General features: G+C 43.1%; 15 protein-coding genes, 1 tRNA gene and 1 riboswitch. Of the genes, 10 read left to right on the plus strand and 6 right to left on the minus strand.

Annotated features, from left to right (window positions below):
* Window positions 1–52: 52 nt before the first annotated feature.
* The 4 genes from ACRRSX_RS15700 to ACRRSX_RS15715 all read left to right on the plus strand — a co-directional run bounded on the left by ACRRSX_RS15700 (window position 53) and on the right by ACRRSX_RS15715 (window position 4,211).
* A tRNA-Tyr gene (locus tag ACRRSX_RS15700) sits at window positions 53–136 on the plus strand.
* 409 nt (window positions 137–545) lie between these two features.
* Window positions 546–632, minus strand: a riboswitch (cyclic di-GMP riboswitch).
* Between the two features lie 168 nt (window positions 633–800).
* Window positions 801–2,456: a response regulator gene (locus ACRRSX_RS15705; RefSeq protein ID WP_432452264.1), complete on the plus strand. Its 1,656-nt coding sequence runs from the start codon at window positions 801–803 to the stop codon at window positions 2,454–2,456.
* A gap of 141 nt (window positions 2,457–2,597) precedes the next feature.
* Complete coding sequence (locus tag ACRRSX_RS15710; RefSeq protein ID WP_432452263.1) at window positions 2,598–3,578, plus strand: ion channel; 981 nt, start codon at window positions 2,598–2,600, stop codon at window positions 3,576–3,578.
* A gap of 156 nt (window positions 3,579–3,734) precedes the next feature.
* Window positions 3,735–4,211, plus strand: coding sequence for an FKBP-type peptidyl-prolyl cis-trans isomerase (locus tag ACRRSX_RS15715; RefSeq protein ID WP_432452262.1), 477 nt, complete (start codon window positions 3,735–3,737; stop codon window positions 4,209–4,211).
* Between the two features lie 95 nt (window positions 4,212–4,306).
* Here the strand turns inward: ACRRSX_RS15715 and ACRRSX_RS15720 are convergent, their stop codons facing one another.
* The 5 genes from ACRRSX_RS15720 to ACRRSX_RS15740 form a co-directional block, all read right to left on the minus strand.
* Window positions 4,307–5,542 (minus strand): cystathionine gamma-synthase family protein, encoded by a 1,236-nt coding sequence (locus ACRRSX_RS15720; protein WP_432452261.1) that lies wholly within the window; start codon window positions 5,540–5,542, stop codon window positions 4,307–4,309.
* Between the two features lie 933 nt (window positions 5,543–6,475).
* On the minus strand, window positions 6,476–7,195 hold the full coding sequence (locus ACRRSX_RS15725; protein ID WP_432452260.1) for an ABC transporter permease: 720 nt from the start codon (window positions 7,193–7,195) through the stop codon (window positions 6,476–6,478).
* A gap of 10 nt (window positions 7,196–7,205) precedes the next feature.
* The gene (locus ACRRSX_RS15730) at window positions 7,206–7,904 is read right to left on the minus strand and encodes an ABC transporter permease (protein WP_432452259.1); all 699 of its coding nucleotides are present in this window, start codon (window positions 7,902–7,904) and stop codon (window positions 7,206–7,208) included.
* 55 nt (window positions 7,905–7,959) lie between these two features.
* Entirely contained in the window at window positions 7,960–8,724 is a 765-nt protein-coding gene (locus ACRRSX_RS15735) for a transporter substrate-binding domain-containing protein (RefSeq protein WP_432452258.1), read from the minus strand.
* A gap of 55 nt (window positions 8,725–8,779) precedes the next feature.
* Window positions 8,780–9,550: an ABC transporter ATP-binding protein gene (locus tag ACRRSX_RS15740; RefSeq protein ID WP_432456158.1), complete on the minus strand. Its 771-nt coding sequence runs from the start codon at window positions 9,548–9,550 to the stop codon at window positions 8,780–8,782.
* An 851-nt stretch (window positions 9,551–10,401) separates the two neighbouring features.
* Here ACRRSX_RS15740 and ACRRSX_RS15745 point away from each other — a divergent pair.
* The 4 genes from ACRRSX_RS15745 to rlmA all read left to right on the plus strand — a co-directional run bounded on the left by ACRRSX_RS15745 (window position 10,402) and on the right by rlmA (window position 16,011).
* Window positions 10,402–11,943 (plus strand): DUF3360 family protein, encoded by a 1,542-nt coding sequence (locus ACRRSX_RS15745; protein ID WP_432452257.1) that lies wholly within the window; start codon window positions 10,402–10,404, stop codon window positions 11,941–11,943.
* A gap of 127 nt (window positions 11,944–12,070) precedes the next feature.
* Window positions 12,071–14,353, plus strand: coding sequence for a formate C-acetyltransferase (gene pflB / locus ACRRSX_RS15750; protein ID WP_432452256.1), 2,283 nt, complete (start codon window positions 12,071–12,073; stop codon window positions 14,351–14,353).
* A 92-nt stretch (window positions 14,354–14,445) separates the two neighbouring features.
* A complete protein-coding gene (gene pflA, locus ACRRSX_RS15755; RefSeq protein ID WP_432452255.1) occupies window positions 14,446–15,186 on the plus strand; it encodes a pyruvate formate lyase 1-activating protein in 741 nt (246 codons plus the stop codon).
* A 27-nt stretch (window positions 15,187–15,213) separates the two neighbouring features.
* A complete protein-coding gene (gene rlmA, locus ACRRSX_RS15760) occupies window positions 15,214–16,011 on the plus strand; it encodes a 23S rRNA (guanine(745)-N(1))-methyltransferase (RefSeq protein WP_432452254.1) in 798 nt (265 codons plus the stop codon).
* Here the strand turns inward: rlmA and yfbV are convergent.
* Entirely contained in the window at window positions 15,999–16,460 is a 462-nt protein-coding gene (yfbV, locus tag ACRRSX_RS15765) for a terminus macrodomain insulation protein YfbV (RefSeq protein ID WP_432452253.1), read from the minus strand. The two genes, rlmA and yfbV, sit on opposite strands and share 13 nt — an antisense overlap.
* Before the next feature lie 304 nt (window positions 16,461–16,764).
* On the opposite strand from yfbV, the gene ACRRSX_RS15770 reads away from it, so the two are divergent.
* Both ACRRSX_RS15770 and pta read left to right on the plus strand, forming a co-directional pair.
* Window positions 16,765–17,964 (plus strand): acetate kinase, encoded by a 1,200-nt coding sequence (locus ACRRSX_RS15770; protein ID WP_432452252.1) that lies wholly within the window; start codon window positions 16,765–16,767, stop codon window positions 17,962–17,964.
* A 73-nt stretch (window positions 17,965–18,037) separates the two neighbouring features.
* A complete protein-coding gene (gene pta, locus ACRRSX_RS15775) occupies window positions 18,038–20,173 on the plus strand; it encodes a phosphate acetyltransferase (RefSeq protein WP_432452251.1) in 2,136 nt (711 codons plus the stop codon).
* Window positions 20,174–20,214: the final 41 nt, after the last annotated feature.

Raw genomic sequence — 20,214 nt, forward strand, 5'->3', positions numbered from 1 at the left:
CTTTTTTACTTTACAGCTTAACAAGTTCTGGTAATATGCCGCTCCACAAGCAGGAGGGGTTCCCGAGTGGCCAAAGGGAACAGATTGTAAATCTGTCGCGAAAGCTTCGGTGGTTCGAATCCACCTCCCTCCACCATCTTGATAAAAAAAGACACTTTAGGTGTCTTTTTTTATGTCTTAAATTTAGCATCATGCTTGATAACCTCTCAGTAATGCCGAGCAAGTAATATGCTCACTAAGTTATGGCGATGCTGCACAACAATCAGGTTAACCTTCATTTTAACCGAACCCAAGTAAACCGCTCATGAATAGATTTTAAAATAAGACAGAAAATCAGTAGTTAGATTTGCAACAGAAGATAGAAGATAGAAGATAGAAGATAGAAGATAGAAGATAGAACGAGAAAATATTTAGGACTAAGCGCCAAACAAATACGCCAAGCTAACTTAGCTTGGCGTTCCAACCAAATACGGAAAGTAATAAACGGTAAATAGACTAACTCACTGAGAGGTTAAACAACAATGTTGTAAATAAAACCACTCAACTAAGGCGGTCCAGCCATCTTAAGAATATAATTCTCAAGATCTGTAACTTTCCGACCTTGGATCACTCCAAGTTTGGCTTTGACTCAGTGTTGACAAGCTAAAAAACTCATCAACGCCTTAATAGTAAATCAAGCACTGCTAGTTTGGCAAGGTTTTATAAATGATAAGCTTAAGCAGCTAGGCCGCTATACTTACACAGCTTCAACCTTGGCAAAGTTGTGCTAGGATATCGAAAAAGGATTAGATAACACGGTAATGGCAACGCAATACAACTATAGCGGAAAAAAAATACTCATCGTTGATGACCAGCGCGCTTTTCAAGTGATGCTTAAAGCCATGCTACAAAACTTTGGAGCAAGCGATGTCTATTTTGCGACAACTGGAGAAGCGGCCGTTAAAGCTTGCCGAAAACGAAAGTTCGACATTCTATTGGTGGATTATAATCTAGGTACAGGTAAAAACGGCGGACAATTACTAGAAGAGTTACGCGTCAGCAAACTACTCGAAGTGGATGCATTATTTTTTATTATTAGTGGTGATAATAATAAGAGTATGGTGCTCAGCGCACTTGAAATGGAACCTGACGAATTTATTACCAAACCATTTTCACAGTTTCAATTACACAATCGCTTAGCCAGAGCCCACCTGAAAAGACAGTCCTTACGTGATATTTATCACGCACTGGCCGATAAAAACTATAGCAAAGTAATTGAGCTATGTGACCAACAAATCGAGAAAGAGAGTCGTTACAGCAACTACTGTAAAAACTTAAAGGTAGAAGCACAAATTGCTTTAGGGGAATATGAAAACGCCAAACTAGCGTTAGAGGCGATCCTAAAAGAGCGAAAACAAACTTGGGCCAAAGCGACCTTAGGCCGGGTATATCTGCTACTCGATGAAAATAAAAAAGCAATTGATACGCTCAGCCGCTCCATCGCAGAAAGCCCACTGTTACTCACCGCATATGACTGGTTAGCTCGAGCCTACCGCGCTGAGGGAAATATCGAAAAAGCCCTGGAAACCGTGCTAAAAGCTTCTAAATTAGCCGTAAACAGCCTTGAACGCCAACAACTATTGGCCTCGCTAGCGATTGATGCTGGAGAACTGAGTTTAGCGAAAGAAACATTCTCAACTATTTTGCAATTGGCACGCCGCTCTATTCATCGGGGGCCACATCATTTATGTAACTATGTACGAAGTTTAATTGATGAAGCCCAAGGCGAAGAAGACCTATACCGTAAAAACCGCTTACTACAAGAAGTAAATTCAGTGCTGTTTCATGCCAGACGAGAAGAAGGCAAAGACGAAGACTTTAATTTCGATGCTTTCGAAGGGATCAGTCAAGCAAGAGTACACGCGACCAAAGGCGAATTAAACAAAGCTAAAAGACTCTTGTTTAGCAGCAATGATGGCCTACTCGACTCTCCGGAAAAAGTTGCGGTTGAGTTACTACCCGATACCTTCCTCACCTTAAATTCAGTGGGAGAGTTTGAATATGCAATGCCCTTTGCTGAAGAGTTAGAAAAACGCGATAATATTGATCCAATATCGCTATCCTCAGCACATAAAGTTTTAAAAGATGAGGACTTTGAACAGAAACTTGGGCTGTTTCGCGAATACAACAAAATGGGCATTGATGCCTACGAAGAACAACGTTATGACGAAGCGACAAGCCACTTTGACAAGGCCCTGCAGGTCGCACCGGGAAACACCGGGGCTATTCTCAATAAAATCCAAGCGATTTTGAAACAAATCAATCTCTCAGATAAGGGCGTCAGTGGGCAATTGCTAAACGATTGTAAAGTTACCATCAAATTACTCGATGGCTTGAAGCTCAACGAAAATCACGCCGAGCGTTACTCAACGCTAAAGAACGAATTTCAGCAGTTTGGTAGTAAAAACAAAAGTTAATATATTGTTTTTATTGAACAACTTTAGCATTTTCTATCAAGGTAGATCTCACAGCTCTAATTTTTGGCTTACACTTAAATAAGCAACCAACACTGGCTTGCTCACGACCTCAGAGCAAACATATCAAAGAAGGCGAATCAGATGGTTCGAAATAACCAATGTTCGTATCAAGATGACTCAGGGCTCCCTTGCCATGAAAAGGCCTTGAGCAATGGATTGTGTTTTTGGCACGATCCCAATGAAAATAAAACTGGCCCCGAAATTAAAGAACAACTAGAACGCTACGCCCAAAATGGCGGATTAATGCGTGGAATATGCCTTAAAAAAGCCCAACTATGCGATATCAATCTAGTCAAATACAACAGTAAACAAGGCTATGATATGACTGGTGCCGATCTTTATCGCTGTAACCTCAAAGCCGCCCACTTGTTTAATATTAACCTTCAGGGTGGCAGTTTAATGAAGGCAGACCTTCGCGACGCTAACCTTAATCACGCAAACCTAACTCAAACCAACCTGCTGGGTGCAAAAATGGAAGGTTGTAAGTGTGATAGCCTTAAGGTTGGAGCGCGTGTCATGCAAGAAAAGTTGGCCCTAACAGCGGAACAAAAGCAAGATATCGAGTTAATGAATGACTATTACCAGCAAGCAGAAGAAGTCTATCGAAGTTTACGTAAAAGTGCTGAGGCTGAAGGGCTGTTTACCACCGCAGGACATTTCTTACGTAAAGAACTCACCATGCGCCGTTATCAAATGCCTAAGTATTCCTATCCAAGAGCCATTTCAAAGCTAGTCGACTTAGTCTGCGGCTATGGTGAATTACCGATGCGAGTTATTTTTACTTCTCTGGCGATTATTTTTAGTAGTGCTCTGGTCTATCTGTTTACCGGCATCCATTTCAACGGCAATATTGTTACCTTTGATCTTAATCAAACAGCAACTCAAAACATGGTCGCCTTCTTTGAATGTTTGTATTACAGCGTCGTGACCTTCACGACTCTAGGTTATGGGGATTTTACCCCTGTAGGATTATCTCGTGTTTTTGCAGCAATAGAAGCCTTTAGCGGTAGCTTTATCATCGCCTTATTTGTTGTAGTATTTGTGAAGAAAATGACTCGCTAGCTCGCCATGAGCAGCATTATTTTCGGTGACTCGTGATGTATTTTAATCAACACTTCAGTTAAAGTTGAAGATTCACCTCAGCGCTATAGCCGTAGGCAGTATCTTTAAACTGGTCGCTATTGCGAACCGCCCCCCTTGATAGAAAAGGATAGTTTTTTGAAATTTATTGTATTAGCAATACTCGCTATTTTGATTGTTGTGTTTTATATTCGCCAGCAGAATCATGCAAAAATAATTAAAAGTAATCAATTACTTGGTCAATATTTTTTGGCTAATAATGCTCAACAACAAGGCGTTGTAAGTACCAGCTCCGGCTTACAATATCTAATTCTTGAAAACAGAGGCAAGTCAGCGAAACCTTCAGCAAGCAGCACCGTGACCGTGCATTACCACGGGAGCCTACTCAATGGCCTAGTATTTGATAGCTCTGTTGAGCGAGCGCAACCGGCGCAATTTCCTTTAGGGCAAGTCATTAGAGGCTGGACCGAAGGCTTACAACTGATGCATGAGGGTGACAAATATCGCTTTTTTATCCCTAGCCACTTAGCCTATGGAGAACGCAGCATCGCCTCAATTCCAGCGGGATCGACCCTTATTTTTGAAGTGGAGTTACTTTCTATTGATACCCCTTAAGCATTCGGCATCTCAAGCCAAATAGATCTAGAAATAACTCATAAAAAGCCCGAGCAACAGTTGCCAAGGCTTTTTAAACACGGTGCTAGCACCATCTAAAACTGCAATAAGGCCTGCTCAAAATCAGTCACTAGGTCGAGCGTATCTTCGATGCCAATCGAACAACGGATCATCGTCTCGCTAATCCCTGAAGCTTGACGTGCTGCTAAACCCATTTCGTAATAAATAGTTTGAGCGACTGGCAGCGCTAAAGTTCGATTGTCGCCCAAATGAGTCGCATTAATCACGATCTGAAGCCTATCTAAAAAGGCAACGCAATCAATCCCTTCAATCAAGTCGAAACTAACTAATGCACCAAAGTGTTTAAACAAACTTTTCGCGCGTTGATGCTGAGGATGGCTCTCCAAGCCGGGATAATACACTTTAGCCACTTTAGGGTGTTTGGTTAATAAACGTGCTAAAGCCATTGCATTGGCACACTGGCGCTCCATCCGTAAGGCCATCGTTTCTGAGCCCACCGATAATAGATGAGCAGCCTGTGAACTTAAGGCACCACCAAAATCACGAAGTCCTTTTTTCTTAATCTGATTAATCCCCCACATTTTAGGATCGCCACTACGGTAGGCCTCAAAAATATTAGGAAACTTCGACCAATCAAATAACCCCGTGTCACTCACCGAGCCACCAAGCGCATTGCCATGACCGCCCACATACTTAGACAAGGAAGTGACAATAAGACTTGCGCCCACGGAAGCTGGCTGAAACAAATAGGAAGAAGTTAAGGTATTATCGACAACATAAACTAATCCGCGCTGCTGACATAACTCACCAATCCCTTGTAAATCGACAATTTGGGTGGCCGGATTAGCAATCGTTTCAACAAACACCATCTTGGTATTGACTTGACAAGCCGCGGCGACCGCTTCTCGATCCGTGGCATCAACCAAGCTTACCTCAATACCATAACCCTTGAGCGTACCAAAAATGCTACTGGTATTACCAAATAGAAAACGGCTCGCGACGATATGATCACCAGCCTTAAGCAAGCTTAGAAATACCGTACCAATTGCAGCCATGCCACTGGCAAACACCAAACTGGCGATGCTTTGGTCAAGCATCGCAATTCGGCCTTGCAAATAATCTAAGGTAGGAGTGGATTGGCGGGCATAAGCGTGGCCGACTTGCTTCCCTTGAAATACATCAAGTAGATCTTGAGTGGCTGCATATCCATAAGGCACCGAGTTGTGGATCGGCGCGTGCACCGCTCCCTCCTCGATCCCAGCTAGGCGGTCACAATGAACCAGCTGAGTCGTAAATCCTTTAAACGTCATAGGGCTACTTCTACTAAAAACCAAGTGACACTATTATGCACTAGGCCTCAATGAAAAACGAGCCAGCAAAATCATCGGCGACAAATAGATTTCCCTTCCCCGACGACCTGCAGATGTCTGAACGATCGCGAGCGAACACAACTAAATCGGCAACATCGCTCCACCCATCGCCCTTTATCTAATAAAACCTGTATCTTGCGATATGTTCACTCATCAGCAAAAGCGCTATCTCCACCAAAGGCTCATCCTCCTTGAGTTCCACACCACACTTGGCTAATAAAAACGAATCAATTCACCACACGATATCTTAATCAACTCTCCTTATGCATTAAACTCAGAGTAAGCTTACATTGGTTCCGTTCCAAAACTGACTTGTTGCCAATCTAAACCGCTATTCAAAATAATCCCTAGAACCTTAGCGCTGCAGACTTCTCCCTGCGCGATAAATCGCGGGCTGATACTCGCCACGAGATCGATGGTACCGCCCTCATTAAGAAATACATATTCGGACAAAGCTTAATGGCAATGGGGAAGAGAAAGCTGAATAATCGCTAGATCTAAATGCTCCTTGTCGGAAACGGCAATGTACCTTTATAAGCAGCGACTGAGTGGAAAATTGAGCTTGCGTCATTACAACACGTAAGGGGGACAAATGATGGCCAGTCTAGGAGCGTTCACCCGAATAACTAGACTGATAGGTATGCCTATTCGTCAGGTCACTAGATAAAGTAAGCGAAGAACTCGGGATAACTGCATCCAGCCCATGGAACAAGTAACAACGCCAGCCAAAGAGCTGTGACGTGTAAATCTGAGCATTTTTTAGCAATGTAATCATTCACTGTCCATCCTATAAAGTGGCCAACAGTAGAAGGTTAAAGATTAACAATGAAAAAAGGGGCAAAGCCCCTTGCTATCGTATGATTAAAACAGGGCTTAACTCAATGGGCGCAAGTGTCTGTGCCAACGCTTTTCCCACTGCTTAAAACCATAGACCAACATAAAAGTAAGCGAAAGATATATCGCAGCTACAAAAGTAAATGCTTCAAATGGTGCATAGTACTTTGCATAAACGTCCCGCGCAGCGCCAGTGAGGTCGATAATAGTGACCACACTCGCAATAGAGCTGGCATGCAACATGAAGATCACTTCATTACTGTACGCTGGTAATGCTCTGCGCAAAGCACTTGGTAAAATAATACGACGCATCGCGCCTAAATTAGACATCCCGTAGGCCTTAGCGGCTTCTATTTCGCCTCGAGGGGTTGCCACGATGGCACCACGAAATATTTCGGTAGTATAAGCAGCTGTATTCAATACAAAAGCTAATAAACAAGGATAAAATGCTTCACGCACAATCGGCCAGAACATTGAGTCTTGAATGCCCTCGATGTAGGTGACGCCATAATAAATAATATATAACTGAATCAGTAAAGGTGTTCCGCGGAAAAAATATGTAAATATCCATACACTACGGCTTACAAAAAAATTATCAGAAGCCCGCAGTACCGCGAGTGGTATAGCCAACAAAAGGCCGATAATTAGAGACATAAAGGTTAATTGAACAGTCATCACCAGACCATCCCAATAAGTGAGAACGGTGCTTAAGGTGAAGATCTCATTACTCGCCAGTAAGTTCTCGATCATTTCATACATAGTTAAGACCTTACCTGTCGGTACCCACACTAAAACGAATTTCTAAACGCTTTAAGAATATTTCAGAAACACTGGTTAAGGCTAAATAAACGAAAGCCACAGGAATAAAGAATATAAATGGTTCATGCACCGCACCCGCAGCTTCCTTGGCAAGACGAACCATATCGGCCAAACCAATAACCGAAACTAAAGCGGTCGTTTTCACCATGACTAACCAATTATTACCGATCCCAGGGATCGCATGACGCATCATTTGTGGCACCGTAATTCTACGAAATATTTGTAACGCAGTCATACCATAAGCCTTACCCGCTTCAATTTGACCATTATCGACCGCCAAAAATGCGCCACGAAAAGTTTCAGCCATGTAAGCACCAAAAATAAATCCAATGGTGGTCACACCAGCTACAAATTCATTAATGTTGATGTAATATTCAATATCAAAGCGATCGTATACCCAGTCAGAAACAGAATTAACCATGATCTGTGCCCCGAAAAATATTAACAACATCAATACTAAATCGGGTACCCCGCGGATCACCGTGGTATAAATAGTAGCAACAGCATTGGCCAGCCAATGTTTAGATAGACGGGCTACTGCCGCCAACAAACCAAGCACTAAGGCAACCGCCAAAGACAAGAAAGCCACTTCGATGGTGACAATTGCGCCCATAAAAATAGAGGGGCCGTAACCATATAGGTCAAGCATAATCAATCTCTTAAAAATTAACCCGAGTCATACTCGGGTTAATGGTCAGGCAAAGCTACATTTTAATACTGTAATCAAAGTACTTATCGTTGATTTTATCGTAGGTTCCATTGCTCTTGACCGTAGCAAGCGCCTTGTTAAACATCTCGATAAGCGCTTTATCGCGTTTACGAGCAGCAACACCAACGCCATTACCAAGCGGAATAGGCTCACCCACTGACATAAATTTTTTGTCTGCATCGACATCTAAAATCGAGCTTACGCCTACCGGATAATCAATCACCACAAGGTCAATACGTCCGCCTTGAAGATCAACCACTAAATCATCACCAGTGGTATAACGTTTAATATCCGCAACCTTCGAGTAATGCTCAGTTGCGTAGGTATCTTGAATCGTTCCTCGCTGTACCCCTACTCTAAGACCTTTCAATGTTTCAGGCTTAGCAGGATCAACGGTACTTGCTTTAGGACCAAAAAAACCAGTTGGGGTGATATAGTAAGGTTCAGAGAATAGTACTTTCTTCGCACGCTCTTCATTGATAGACATTGAAGAAAAAATCGCATCGTACTTACGCGCAAGTAAACCAGGAATAATGCCATCCCAAGCCTGCACAACCCACTCGCACTTCACCTTCATTTCAGCACAAACCGCATTCCCTAAATCAACTTCAAAACCAGTTAGCGAGCCGTCTGGCGCTTTGTACTCAAAAGGTTCGTAAGGCACATCTACCGCCAAACGCACTACTTTCCAATCTTTGGCCATTAATGGCGTGCTTGCGAGCGCCAAAACACCCATCATCGCGATTACTGTTTTTTTCATTTTAATACTCCATAATGTTTGCATTATCAGCGAATTAACGCCTGTCTTCCATAAACTAATAGTTGGGCGCGAGGAATTGACGCATCCGCTCAGAATCGGGATTTTCGAAAACTTTTTGCGGAGAGCCTTTCTCTTCAACCACGCCTTGATGTAAAAATAGGACTTGGTTTGAAACGTCACGAGCAAAAGCCATTTCGTGAGTAACCACCAGCATAGTGCGGCCTTCTTCCGCCAAACTGCGCATCACCTTAAGTACTTCACCCACTAATTCAGGGTCAAGCGCAGAAGTGGGTTCGTCAAACAACATGACTGCAGGATTCATCGCTAATGCTCGAGCAATCGCAGCGCGCTGTTGCTGACCACCAGACATATGAGCAGGATAATAATCTTTACGATCATGTAAGCCGACTCGCTCCAGCAATGCTTCCGCCTGCTCAGTCGCTTCTTTTCTTGGTACCCCTAAGACGTGAATAGGTGCTTCCACAATATTTTCCAATACGGTCATATGTGACCATAAGTTAAACCCTTGGAATACCATCGATAGGCGGGAGCGAACAAGCTCAACTTGCTTACTGTTTGCAGGGATTCGTTCCCCATTACGCAAATGCTTAAACGCAATTTGCTCGCCATGAACCAAAATCTCCCCTTGAGTAGGGGTTTCTAACAAGTTCATGCAACGTAAAAAGGTACTTTTACCTGAGCCCGAAGAGCCGATGATAGAAATAACATCGCCTTTTCTAGCCGTTAAATCGATCCCTTTAAGAACCTCATTATCCCCAAATACTTTATGGATATTAGAGACATCTAATGCAGCCGCATCATTCATATTATTGTTATTTACCTTGTTAATGGCTGTCAAAACAACCAAGCCCTTATCCCGAGGCACGCATTATTGTTAAATAAATTGTTACACGTTCAACTCAACAAAAAGTATCACCCCAAAAGACAAAACTCAACATTTTATGGGGCGATATCTATTAATGTGATTACAAAACACCCTAAAGCTATATTTTCACAGCATGTTTATATTCACGAAAACTGCATGTCTAAGCTGATAGAAATAAATAACCCGAATTATTTCTCAATACCTAGAATGATAACTCAGTTTTTTGTAAACACTAGCTAATATATTCCATCGCAAAAACAGCCCACTTTAAATGTTAAATCAGTGTAAAATCCTTAGTCTATTAAGATTCAAATAAGGTGAGCTAGATCTCAGTCTAAAGCCCATACTTTTAGTAAGTAAATTACAGAATACCCCATTGACAATCTATTAATTAGCAGAGCGAGCCCCTAAAAAGGTAATAAAATTACAGAAATTATGGCCTTTATTGACTTGGATCAAGTTCTAAATCCAGCTTGCTTTGCTACAATTTTGCTAAGAAAAATATGAGGTAATATGTTGTGAGAGTTAACAACAAAACTGTCGGTTTTTACCCAGATAAATATTTATCTTTAACCGCCTGATTTTTGTTAAATATACGCAATTATCCAATACGAATATCCTCTAAATTTCTTAAACACAAAGCTTGGAGTTATTTCAATAGCTACACTCACAGTCCTTTATGTTGTTCGTCTAGATGAGACGATTATCGCGAGTGAGAGGGAACTCAAGCGAAATACGCTTTTATGAGCACCTGCGATTAACCGATTTACATTTTGTTATTTGAGGAAACTATGTCCAGTAACAACCATCAGTCTCAAGACGAAGAGCTGAGCTACTCAGAAGCACACCGCCCTGCATCTGAATTTGAAACTCGTTCTGACTATTTAGACCATGAACTTCAGATCATGAAGCCACGTCGTTATAGTTTAAATTTACCCGGTCGTGACTTTCGCTTTGAACTGGAAGATTTAGTCCCAGCAATTGCTGGCACCATCGGTATTATCGCAATGTACTCTGCAGTGATGATGGCTTGGGCAGCAGGTCTCTCTGATAAATGGGAGCATGTCAATTTAGGCGTAGAGTTCGCTATTGAAGTTTCACGTGTAGAAATGATCATTCCCGCATTTCTATTCTGTATTTTAGCCTCTGGTTTTGTAAACCCAAGAGCTAACTTGGCCGGTAACCACGGGCCAATGATTCCTATGATTTTCATGATTGCCATGGCTGGGGCTCATCCATTAGCGTTGGCTATTTTAATTGGCGTCTTTGGCTTGATATTGAGCGCAGTTAAAGGCGGTTCCCGTCTGGTTAACTTAACCAGTGAAGGCGTTGCAGGTGGACTATTGGTGTTTTTGGGCTTTACCGGTTCAATAAGCCAAATCAACTCTTTAATTGGCTGGGCCAATGGACTTAGCAGTCAAACCGAAGGCGTAGCAGCAGGCGACATGGGCTATATTGCCTTGATTGTACTAGCAATTACTGTTGTTGTTTACGCCGTATTAGCCAAGCTTGGTAAACGCTGGTTAGCGATCCCTTTATGTGCTGTCACCGGATTTGTGGTGGCCATGCTCGCTGGTGCAGGGTTTGATTTAACCTTTACGACCGAGCCAGGTTTACCAAACTTAAATCCTGCATACTGGTGGGGCTCCACTGAAGAAGGATGGATGTTAGGCTTACCAAACATTGAGCACTTTATTGCTTCATTACCTTTTGCCATCTTAGCGGTCGCGATGTGGTCACCCGACTTCTTAGGTCATCGCATTTTCCAAGAACTGAACTACCCGAAAAAAACTGACAAAGTATTGATGGACGTTGATGACACCATGACCATGTGTTCGATTCGTCAAATGGTTGGTACCGCGGTCGGTGGTGGTAACATCACTTCCAGCTGGGGGACTTATATGATCCCTGCAGCAATTGCCAAGCGTCCAATCCCCGGCGGCGCAATCCTCCTCGGTTCTTTAGTGATGATCATTGCTATTGTTGGCTACCCAATGGATGCCGCTGTATGGCCACCGGTAATGCGTATCGCGTTATTGGTTGGTGTTTCATTGCCGTTGTTAGAAGCTGGCATGCAAATGATTAAAGATTCTAAAGACTCTCAGTCTGCAGGTATTTGTGTGTTTGCTGCGATGGTAACCAACCCGGTATTAGCATGGGCATTAACTATGCTGTTAGACAATAATGGCCTCATTGGCGATAAAGAACGTCCGAAAAAACTAAGTAAATTGGACCGTATCATTATTCCAACTGTCGTCCTAATTGTCTGCGCCGCTGCAATGCTGGCAGTAGGGATGTTGGAAGGGAAATATGGCATTCCAGCATTATTATAGTGAGAAAGACTTTATCGCTTAGAACAAACGCTATACTAGTTCTAGGCTAAAAGGAGTAGCGCTTTGCGCGCTACTTTATACAACGTAATTTATTCATTTGTATACCAACTTATAGGTGGAACAAGAAATGACAGAGAAGAACGAAGTTTTTGCTGAATCATGGGCAGGTTTTAAAACTGGCGAATGGCAAAATGAAGTTAACGTTCGTGACTTTATTCAAACTAACTATACCCCATATGAAGGCGATGAAAGCTTTTTAGCAGGGTCAACCGAAGCAACGGATAAGCTTTGGGCAAAAGTTATGGAAGGCATTAAAGAGGAAAACCGCACTCACTCGCCGGTAGACTTCGATACTTCAGTTATCTCAACCATCACCTCACATGATGCTGGTTACATCAATCAAGATTTAGAAACTATTGTTGGCTTGCAAACTGAAGCACCGTTGAAACGTGCGATCATCCCAAATGGCGGCATTCGGATGATCGAGGGTTCTTGTAAAGCTTACGATCGTGAATTAGACCCTGCGGTTAGCAAGATCTACTCAGAGTACCGTAAAACCCATAACCAAGGTGTATTCGACGTATACACTGGCGCGATCATGAAATGTCGTAAATCAGGCGTATTAACTGGTTTACCTGATGCTTATGGCCGTGGACGTATCATTGGTGACTACCGTCGCGTTGCCTTATACGGCATTGATTTCTTAATGGCCGATAAAGTAAAACAGCATCGTTCGTTAGAAAAAGATCTCATTAAAGGTGACACCTTAGAAGCAACGATTCGCCTTCGTGAAGAAATCAACGAACAGTATCGTGCTTTAGCTCAAATTAAAGAAATGGCAGCCAAATACGGTTGTGATATTTCAGTGCCAGCTAAAACTGCAAAAGAAGCCGTTCAGTGGACTTACTTTGGTTACTTGGCCGCCGTTAAGTCACAAAATGGCGCGGCAATGTCATTTGGCCGTACCACAACTTTCTTAGACGTTTACATCGAGCGCGACATGGCTGCTGGCCTGATCACTGAAAGTGAAGCGCAAGAACTGGTTGACCACTTGGTCATGAAGTTACGTATGGTTCGTTTCCTACGTACTCCTGAGTATGATGACTTGTTCTCTGGTGACCCAATTTGGGCAACTGAGTCAATGGGTGGTATGGGTGTTGATGGTCGAACCCTAGTAAGCCGTACTGCGTTCCGTTTCTTGAACACCCTATACACTATGGGTCCTTCTCCAGAGCCAAACATTACCGTATTATGGTCAGAGAAATTACCGCTTAACTTCAAAAAATACTGTGCCAAAGTATCTATCGATACTTCATCAATTCAATACGAAAATGATGATTTAATGCGCACTGATTTTGATAACGACGATTACGCCATCGCATGTTGTGTATCACCAATGGTTGTTGGTAAACAAATGCAGTTCTTTGGTGCTCGCGCGAACTTAGCAAAAACCCTGCTGTACTCCATGAATGGCGGTATGGATGAGAAACTAAAAATCCAAGTAGGTCCTGTTGGCGAAAAAGTAACCGATGAAGTATTAAATTACGACGACATCATGGCTCGCTTAGACACCTTCATGGATTGGTTAGCAGAGCAATATGTCACCGCTCTAAACTGCATTCACTATATGCATGACAAGTACAGCTACGAAGCATCGTTGATGGCACTTCATGATCGTGACGTATACCGTACCATGGCTTGTGGTATTGCTGGATTATCAGTTGCTGCAGACTCACTATCAGCGATTAAATATGCTGAAGTGAAGCCAATTCGTGACGAAGATGGCATTGCTGTAGATTTTGAAATCAACGGTGATTACCCTAAATTTGGTAACAACGATGATCGTGTAGATAGCATCGCAGTTGACTTGGTTGAGCGCTTCATGAACAAAATCCGTAAGCTTAAAACTTACCGTGATGCTGTTCCGACTCAATCTGTACTTACCATCACTTCTAACGTGGTCTATGGTAAGAAAACAGGTACCACACCAGATGGGCGTAAAGCCGGCGCTCCATTTGCACCGGGAGCAAACCCAATGCATGGTCGTGACGAAAAAGGTGCTGTAGCATCATTAACTTCGGTCGCTAAACTACCATTTGCTAACGCACAAGACGGTATTTCTTATACTTTCTCTATCGTGCCAAACGCTCTAGGTAAAGATGACGATACTCAAAAAACCAACCTGGCTGGTTTGATGGACGGTTACTTCTACCACAACACTGATGTGGAAGGTGGCCAACACCTCAACGTGAACGTGATGAACCGTGAAATGTTAGTTGACGCGATGGAAAATCCTGAGAAATACCCTCAGTTAACCATCCGTGTATCGGGTTACGCAGTGCGTTTTAACTCACTAACAGCTGAGCAGCAACAAGACGTAATCACTCGTACTTTTACGCAAAGCATCTAATCTTAGCTTTAGTAGTTTCTGCTTAGCAGAAACTCCGGTTATAATTGACCTTGCCCTCATTGTTGGGCAAGGTTTTTTTTTGGGAGAAACAAATGTCTAGAATTGGGCGAATTCATTCAACAGAATCGTGCGGTACCGTCGATGGACCAGGGATCAGGTTTATCGTATTTATGCAAGGCTGTTTAATGCGCTGCCAATATTGTCATAATCGCGATACTTGGGACTTACATGACGGTAAAGAAATTTCTGTAGACGATTTAATGAATGACTTAACTCCCTATCGCCGTTTCATGAATGCTAGTGGTGGTGGTGTAACCGCCAGTGGTGGCGAAGCCATCCTACAAGCGGAGTTTGTTCGAGACTTATTTCGAGCCTGTCAGGCTCAAGGGATCCATACCTGCCTCGATACTAATGGTTACGTTCGTAAACATACGGAAGTGATTGACGAACTACTTGATGCTTCCGATCTGGTGATGCTCGACATTAAACAAATCCACGATGAAGTACACCAAGAATTGGTTGGTGTCAGTAATAAACGAACGCTGGATTTTGCTCGTTATCTACACAAAGTAGGCCAAACCACTTGGATCCGCTATGTTGTGGTTCCTGGTTTCACCGATGATGAACAATCGGCTCATGACTTAGGTCAGTTTCTCGCACCTTTCGACAACGTAGAAAAAATTGAATTACTCCCCTACCACGAGCTCGGAAAACACAAATGGACCGCCATGGGAGAAGATTACCCACTCGCTGGCGTAAAACCGCCGAGCAAAGAAACGATGGAAACCATTAAAGGGATCTTGCAACAATACCACAGCAAGGTTATCTACTAGTTTCACGCGATTAAGGCTTATTTTTTGATGATGATATGCCCCATTTGCCAGCTTCGGCTAAGCAAAGTAAACAAACAGTGGTCTTGTGCTAAAGGCCATTGTTTCGACCAAGCAAAAGAAGGCTACACCAACCTACTGGCCGTGCAACATAAGAATTCGAAGCAGCCAGGAGATAGCAAAGCGATGCTGCAAGCACGCCAACATTTTCTCAATCAAGGTCATTTTAATTTCTTAGCGGATGCTATCAATCAACTACTTTCGCTTCACCAAGCAAAATGCATTCTTGATTTAGGCTGTGGAGAAGGTTACTACACGGCAGCCATCCGTCAGGAGCAGGCACAAGCAGACGCAGTGATAGGTGTAGATATAGCAAAAGATGGGATCAGAATGGCAGCTAAACGTCACAAAAGTTGCCAATTTTTTGTGGCTAGTAACCACCGATTACCAATTGCCGATAACAGCATTGATTTTATCGTTCGTGTATTTGCCCCCAGCGATAATCAGGAGTTACTGCGTATCTCACATAACCATAGCTTTTTACTCAAAGTCGTCCCAGGAGCCAGGCATTTACAGCAATTACGACGTTTGATTTACAAGGAGTTGCAAGCGCATCAAGAACAAGCTGAAGAATTAGCTGGCTGGCGACTCACTGAGCAACAAAAAATAAGTCAGTTAGCCATATTAAATCAAGAAGATATGTCTGCCTTAACTAAAATGACGCCATTTGCTTGGAAAAATACCAAACTGCTAGAACAACAGCAATTAGCGCAATCACAATTCGAAATTGACTTTGAATTTGTATTACAATTATATCAACGAGGGTAATCAGTAAAGTCTTCAGCTAACACAAAGCTTTTATCAAAACGCTTGAAGGCTTTCCGCAACAAATCTGCTAATTCTTTATAACGAGGTTTCACCGCCAGAGGTGAAATACGCTCACCAGCCTCGGCCAATTTTTGATGTAGATCACGATACCAGTTAGCTAAGCTGGGCGGTAATAACTGATTTGCTCGACGTCCCAACCAATATAAACCATGTAAAGGCATTAAAAATATCACCGTCGCCATCATCACTGATTGTGGTAATATTTCAGTCAAATTAGCCATATACGGCAGCATAACTGTGACAACCGCTATCGCTGGCATCGTTTTCATCGCTAAAGAAGTCGCAAAAATAACTCGATTCTCAGGAAAAATGGGTGACAGCACACGCTGATTTGGCCAGCGTTTCATATAGTTATGTCCATCATTTAACATTTCAGAGAATTTACCCATGGACACCTCGCGACCAAAAATTGACCTAAACCAATAAATTAGTAATTTTTTTACAAATTCACTTAGTTATTAGTATGACATATATGATTAAAAATCCGTTTCAGGTATCATTGGCAGACAGCCGGTTTCATATAAATCACCTTAATATATTAAGTGTAGCTTGAATGGGACCTTGGCACTAGGTCAAATCAATTTTTGGCGGCGCTTAAGATTGGTTTTCCGGTTCAAACAACGGGTCTTCTAATACTCTACGTTTTTGAGCCACTGTCTATAATTGAACAAATTCAACAACAGGTGTCTATAAATGAGCAATAAGCTGGTACTCGTTCTTAATTGCGGTAGCTCTTCATTAAAATTTGCAGTGCTAAACGCTGTTAGCGGTGACGAGATTCTTTCTGGTTTGGCAGAATGCTTTAACTTAGAAGATGCACGTATCAAATGGAAGTTAAATGGCGAAAAAGGGGATTCAAAGCTAGGTGCCAATGCCGCACACCATGAAGCTATCGAATTTATTGTAAGCAACCTCTTAGAAAAAAATCCTGAAATTTTGAACGATATTGTGGCCGTTGGTCACCGCGTCGTTCATGGCGGAGAAAAGTTCACTCAATCAGCGATTATTGACGAAGCTGTCTTGGCTGGTATCGAAGACTGCGCTAGCTTAGCGCCACTGCATAATCCAGCTGCATTAATCGGCATTCGAGCGGCTCAAGATTGTTTTCCTCAGCAACCACACGTTGCAGTATTTGATACCGCCTTCCACCAAACCATGCCAGAAAGCGCGTTTCTTTATGCCTTACCTTATAAGCTATATAGCGAAAAAGGCATTCGCCGTTATGGTATGCATGGCACGAGTCACCTATTTGTATCTCGTGAAGCATCGGCAACCTTGGGTTTGCCTGTAGAAGAGACCAATGTGATCACCGCTCACCTAGGTAATGGCGCCTCACTCTGTGCCGTGAAGAACGGTAAAAGTGTTGATACCAGCATGGGGCTCACGCCGCTCGAAGGTTTGGTAATGGGCACTCGTTCTGGTGATATCGACCCTGCGATTATTTTCCATTTAGTCGACAATGAAGGCTATACATTAGAGCAAGTCAACAACATGCTTACCAAAGAGTCTGGTTTGATGGGCCTCACGGAAGAAAGCAGTGACTGTCGTTTTGTCGAAGAAGGCTACCAAAAAGGCAGCGACGCCGGGCTTCGTGCGATGAACGTATTCACTTACCGTTTAGCCAAAGCCATTATGTCTTACGCTGCAGCAATGGACGGTAAGCTAGATGCTCTCGTCTTTACTGGTGGCATTGGTGAAAATTCAGCTTTAGTTCGTCAATTAACCGTTGAAAAACTAGCGCTACTTGGTTTTAGTCTAGATGAGCAAGCAAACTTAGCTGCACGTTTTGGTAACTCTGGCAATATCGCCACTAGTACTAGCCGCCCAATTTTAGTGATTCCAACAAATGAAGAAATGGTTATTGCTCAAGATGCTGTCGCATTAACTCAGTAATAAAACATACTTTGTATCTAAGGTTAGATTTTAGTCTAGCCTTATTCTTTCACCTAACTTAAGAGGTACAGCCGTGGCTCGTACAATTATGTTAATCCCTGTTGGCGTTGGTGTTGGTGTAACATCCGTCAGTTTGGGAATGGTTCGCGCGATGGAGCGCAATGGCGTCAACGTTAATTTCTTTAAACCCATTGCCCAACCGAAAAGTCGCGAAAAAGGCGCTGAACGTTCTACAGCGATCATTCGCCAAGCATCAAATATTATTCCCCCAGAACCTTTTACCCAAGCCTATGCAGAAAACCTTATCAGCGCCAATCAAATTGATGATTTGCTTGAAGGCATTGTGGCTCGTTTTAATTCTGGAACATCTGGCGCAGAGATTGTTGTGGTAGAAGGCCTAGTCCCGACCTCTGAATCTCCTTACGCAACCAATGTTAACTATGGTATTGCCAAAGCTTTAGATGCCGATATGGTATTTGTTACCAACCCAGGTAACGATACTTCGCAACAGTTAAAAGAGCGCATGGAAATTGCGTGTAATAACTTTGGCGGTCTAAAAAACAAACGTATTATTGGTTGTATTATCAATAAAGTTGGTGCGCCTATCGACGAGCATGAAATTACTCGTCCAGACCTCACCGAAATGTTTGATAATAAATCAGACCATTCGACTAATCTTGAAGTGCTGCAGATGTTTGGCAAAAGCCCACTGCGTATTTTAGGCTGTATTCCTTGGAATGCGCCGCTGGTTTCACCACGTGCGCGAGATCTGGCGAATCACCTCAATGCTCGAGTGATTAACGAAGGTGACATGGATACTCGTTTAGGACGAGTGACTTTCTGTGCTCGCAGCATCCATAACATGGTCGAACATTTTAATGCGGGTAGCCTGTTAGTGACCTCTGGCGATCGCTCCGATGTGATTGTTTCAGCCTGCTTAGCAGCCATGAACGGTGTTAGAATTGGAGCCTTATTGCTGACTGGTGGTTATCAACCAGAACCTCAAGTTTTAAAACTATGTGAAGGTGCATTTGCCACTGGTTTACCAGTGATGTTGATTGAGTCAAACACTTGGCAAACTTCGTTAGCCTTACAAAGCTTCAATGCTGAAATCCCCGTTGACGATGCCTCACGGATCGAATTGGTACAGGACTACGTTGCTGGCCACATCGACAAACATTGGATAGAGTCATTAACGGCTATTTCTGCCCGTGCGCGTCGCTTGTCGCCACCCGCTTTCCGTTACCAGCTCACCGAAATGGCTCGCAGTGCCAATAAACGTATTGTATTACCAGAAGGTGAAGAACCGCGTACTATTGCAGCAGCTGCTATTTGTGCTGAACGTGGCATCGCTAAACCGGTATTACTTGGCAATCCTGAAGTAATTCATCGTATCGCTGGTCAACAAGGTGTCACTCTGGGTGACAATATTGAAATTTTCAACCCAGTTGAAATTCAAAATAAATATGTTGCGCCAATGGTAGAGTTACGCAAGGGTAAAGGCCTCACCGAAGTCGTTGCCAAAGAGCAACTTGAAGACAACGTGGTTCTGGGAACCATGATGCTAGCCAACGACGAAGTTGACGGCTTGGTTTCTGGTGCGGTCAATACCACAGCGAACACTATTCGCCCACCGCTTCAGTTGATTAAAACGGCACCAGGTTACAACCTAGTTAGCTCGATCTTCTTCATGCTGTTACCGGATCAAGTATTGGTTTATGGTGACTGTGCGATCAATCCAGATCCAAGCGCTGAACAACTTGCAGATATTGCAATTCAATCTGCAGAATCAGCGGTTGCCTTCGGAATTGAACCTCGGGTCGCAATGATCAGTTACTCAACGGGTAGTTCAGGCTCAGGCTCTGACGTTGAGAAAGTACGTGAAGCCACAAAAATTGCCAAGGAACGTCGTCCCGATCTGATCATCGACGGTCCATTGCAATATGATGCGGCTATCATGGAAAACGTTGCCAAGAGTAAAGCACCGAATAGCCCTGTGGCAGGTAAAGCAACGGTATTCATCTTCCCTGATTTGAATACTGGTAATACCACTTACAAAGCAGTACAACGTAGTGCCGACCTAATCAGTATCGGGCCAATGCTACAAGGTATGGCTAAACCAGTGAATGATTTGTCACGTGGTGCTTTAGTTGACGACATCGTCTACACGATCGCTTTAACAGCGATCCAAGCGAGCCAAAGAAAGTAAGCTAAGCGTTTTGCTTTGCAAAAATACCGCTCAATTAAATT

The sequence above is a fragment of the Agarivorans sp. QJM3NY_30 genome, from assembly GCF_050870855.2.
Lineage (GTDB): Bacteria > Pseudomonadota > Gammaproteobacteria > Enterobacterales > Celerinatantimonadaceae > Agarivorans.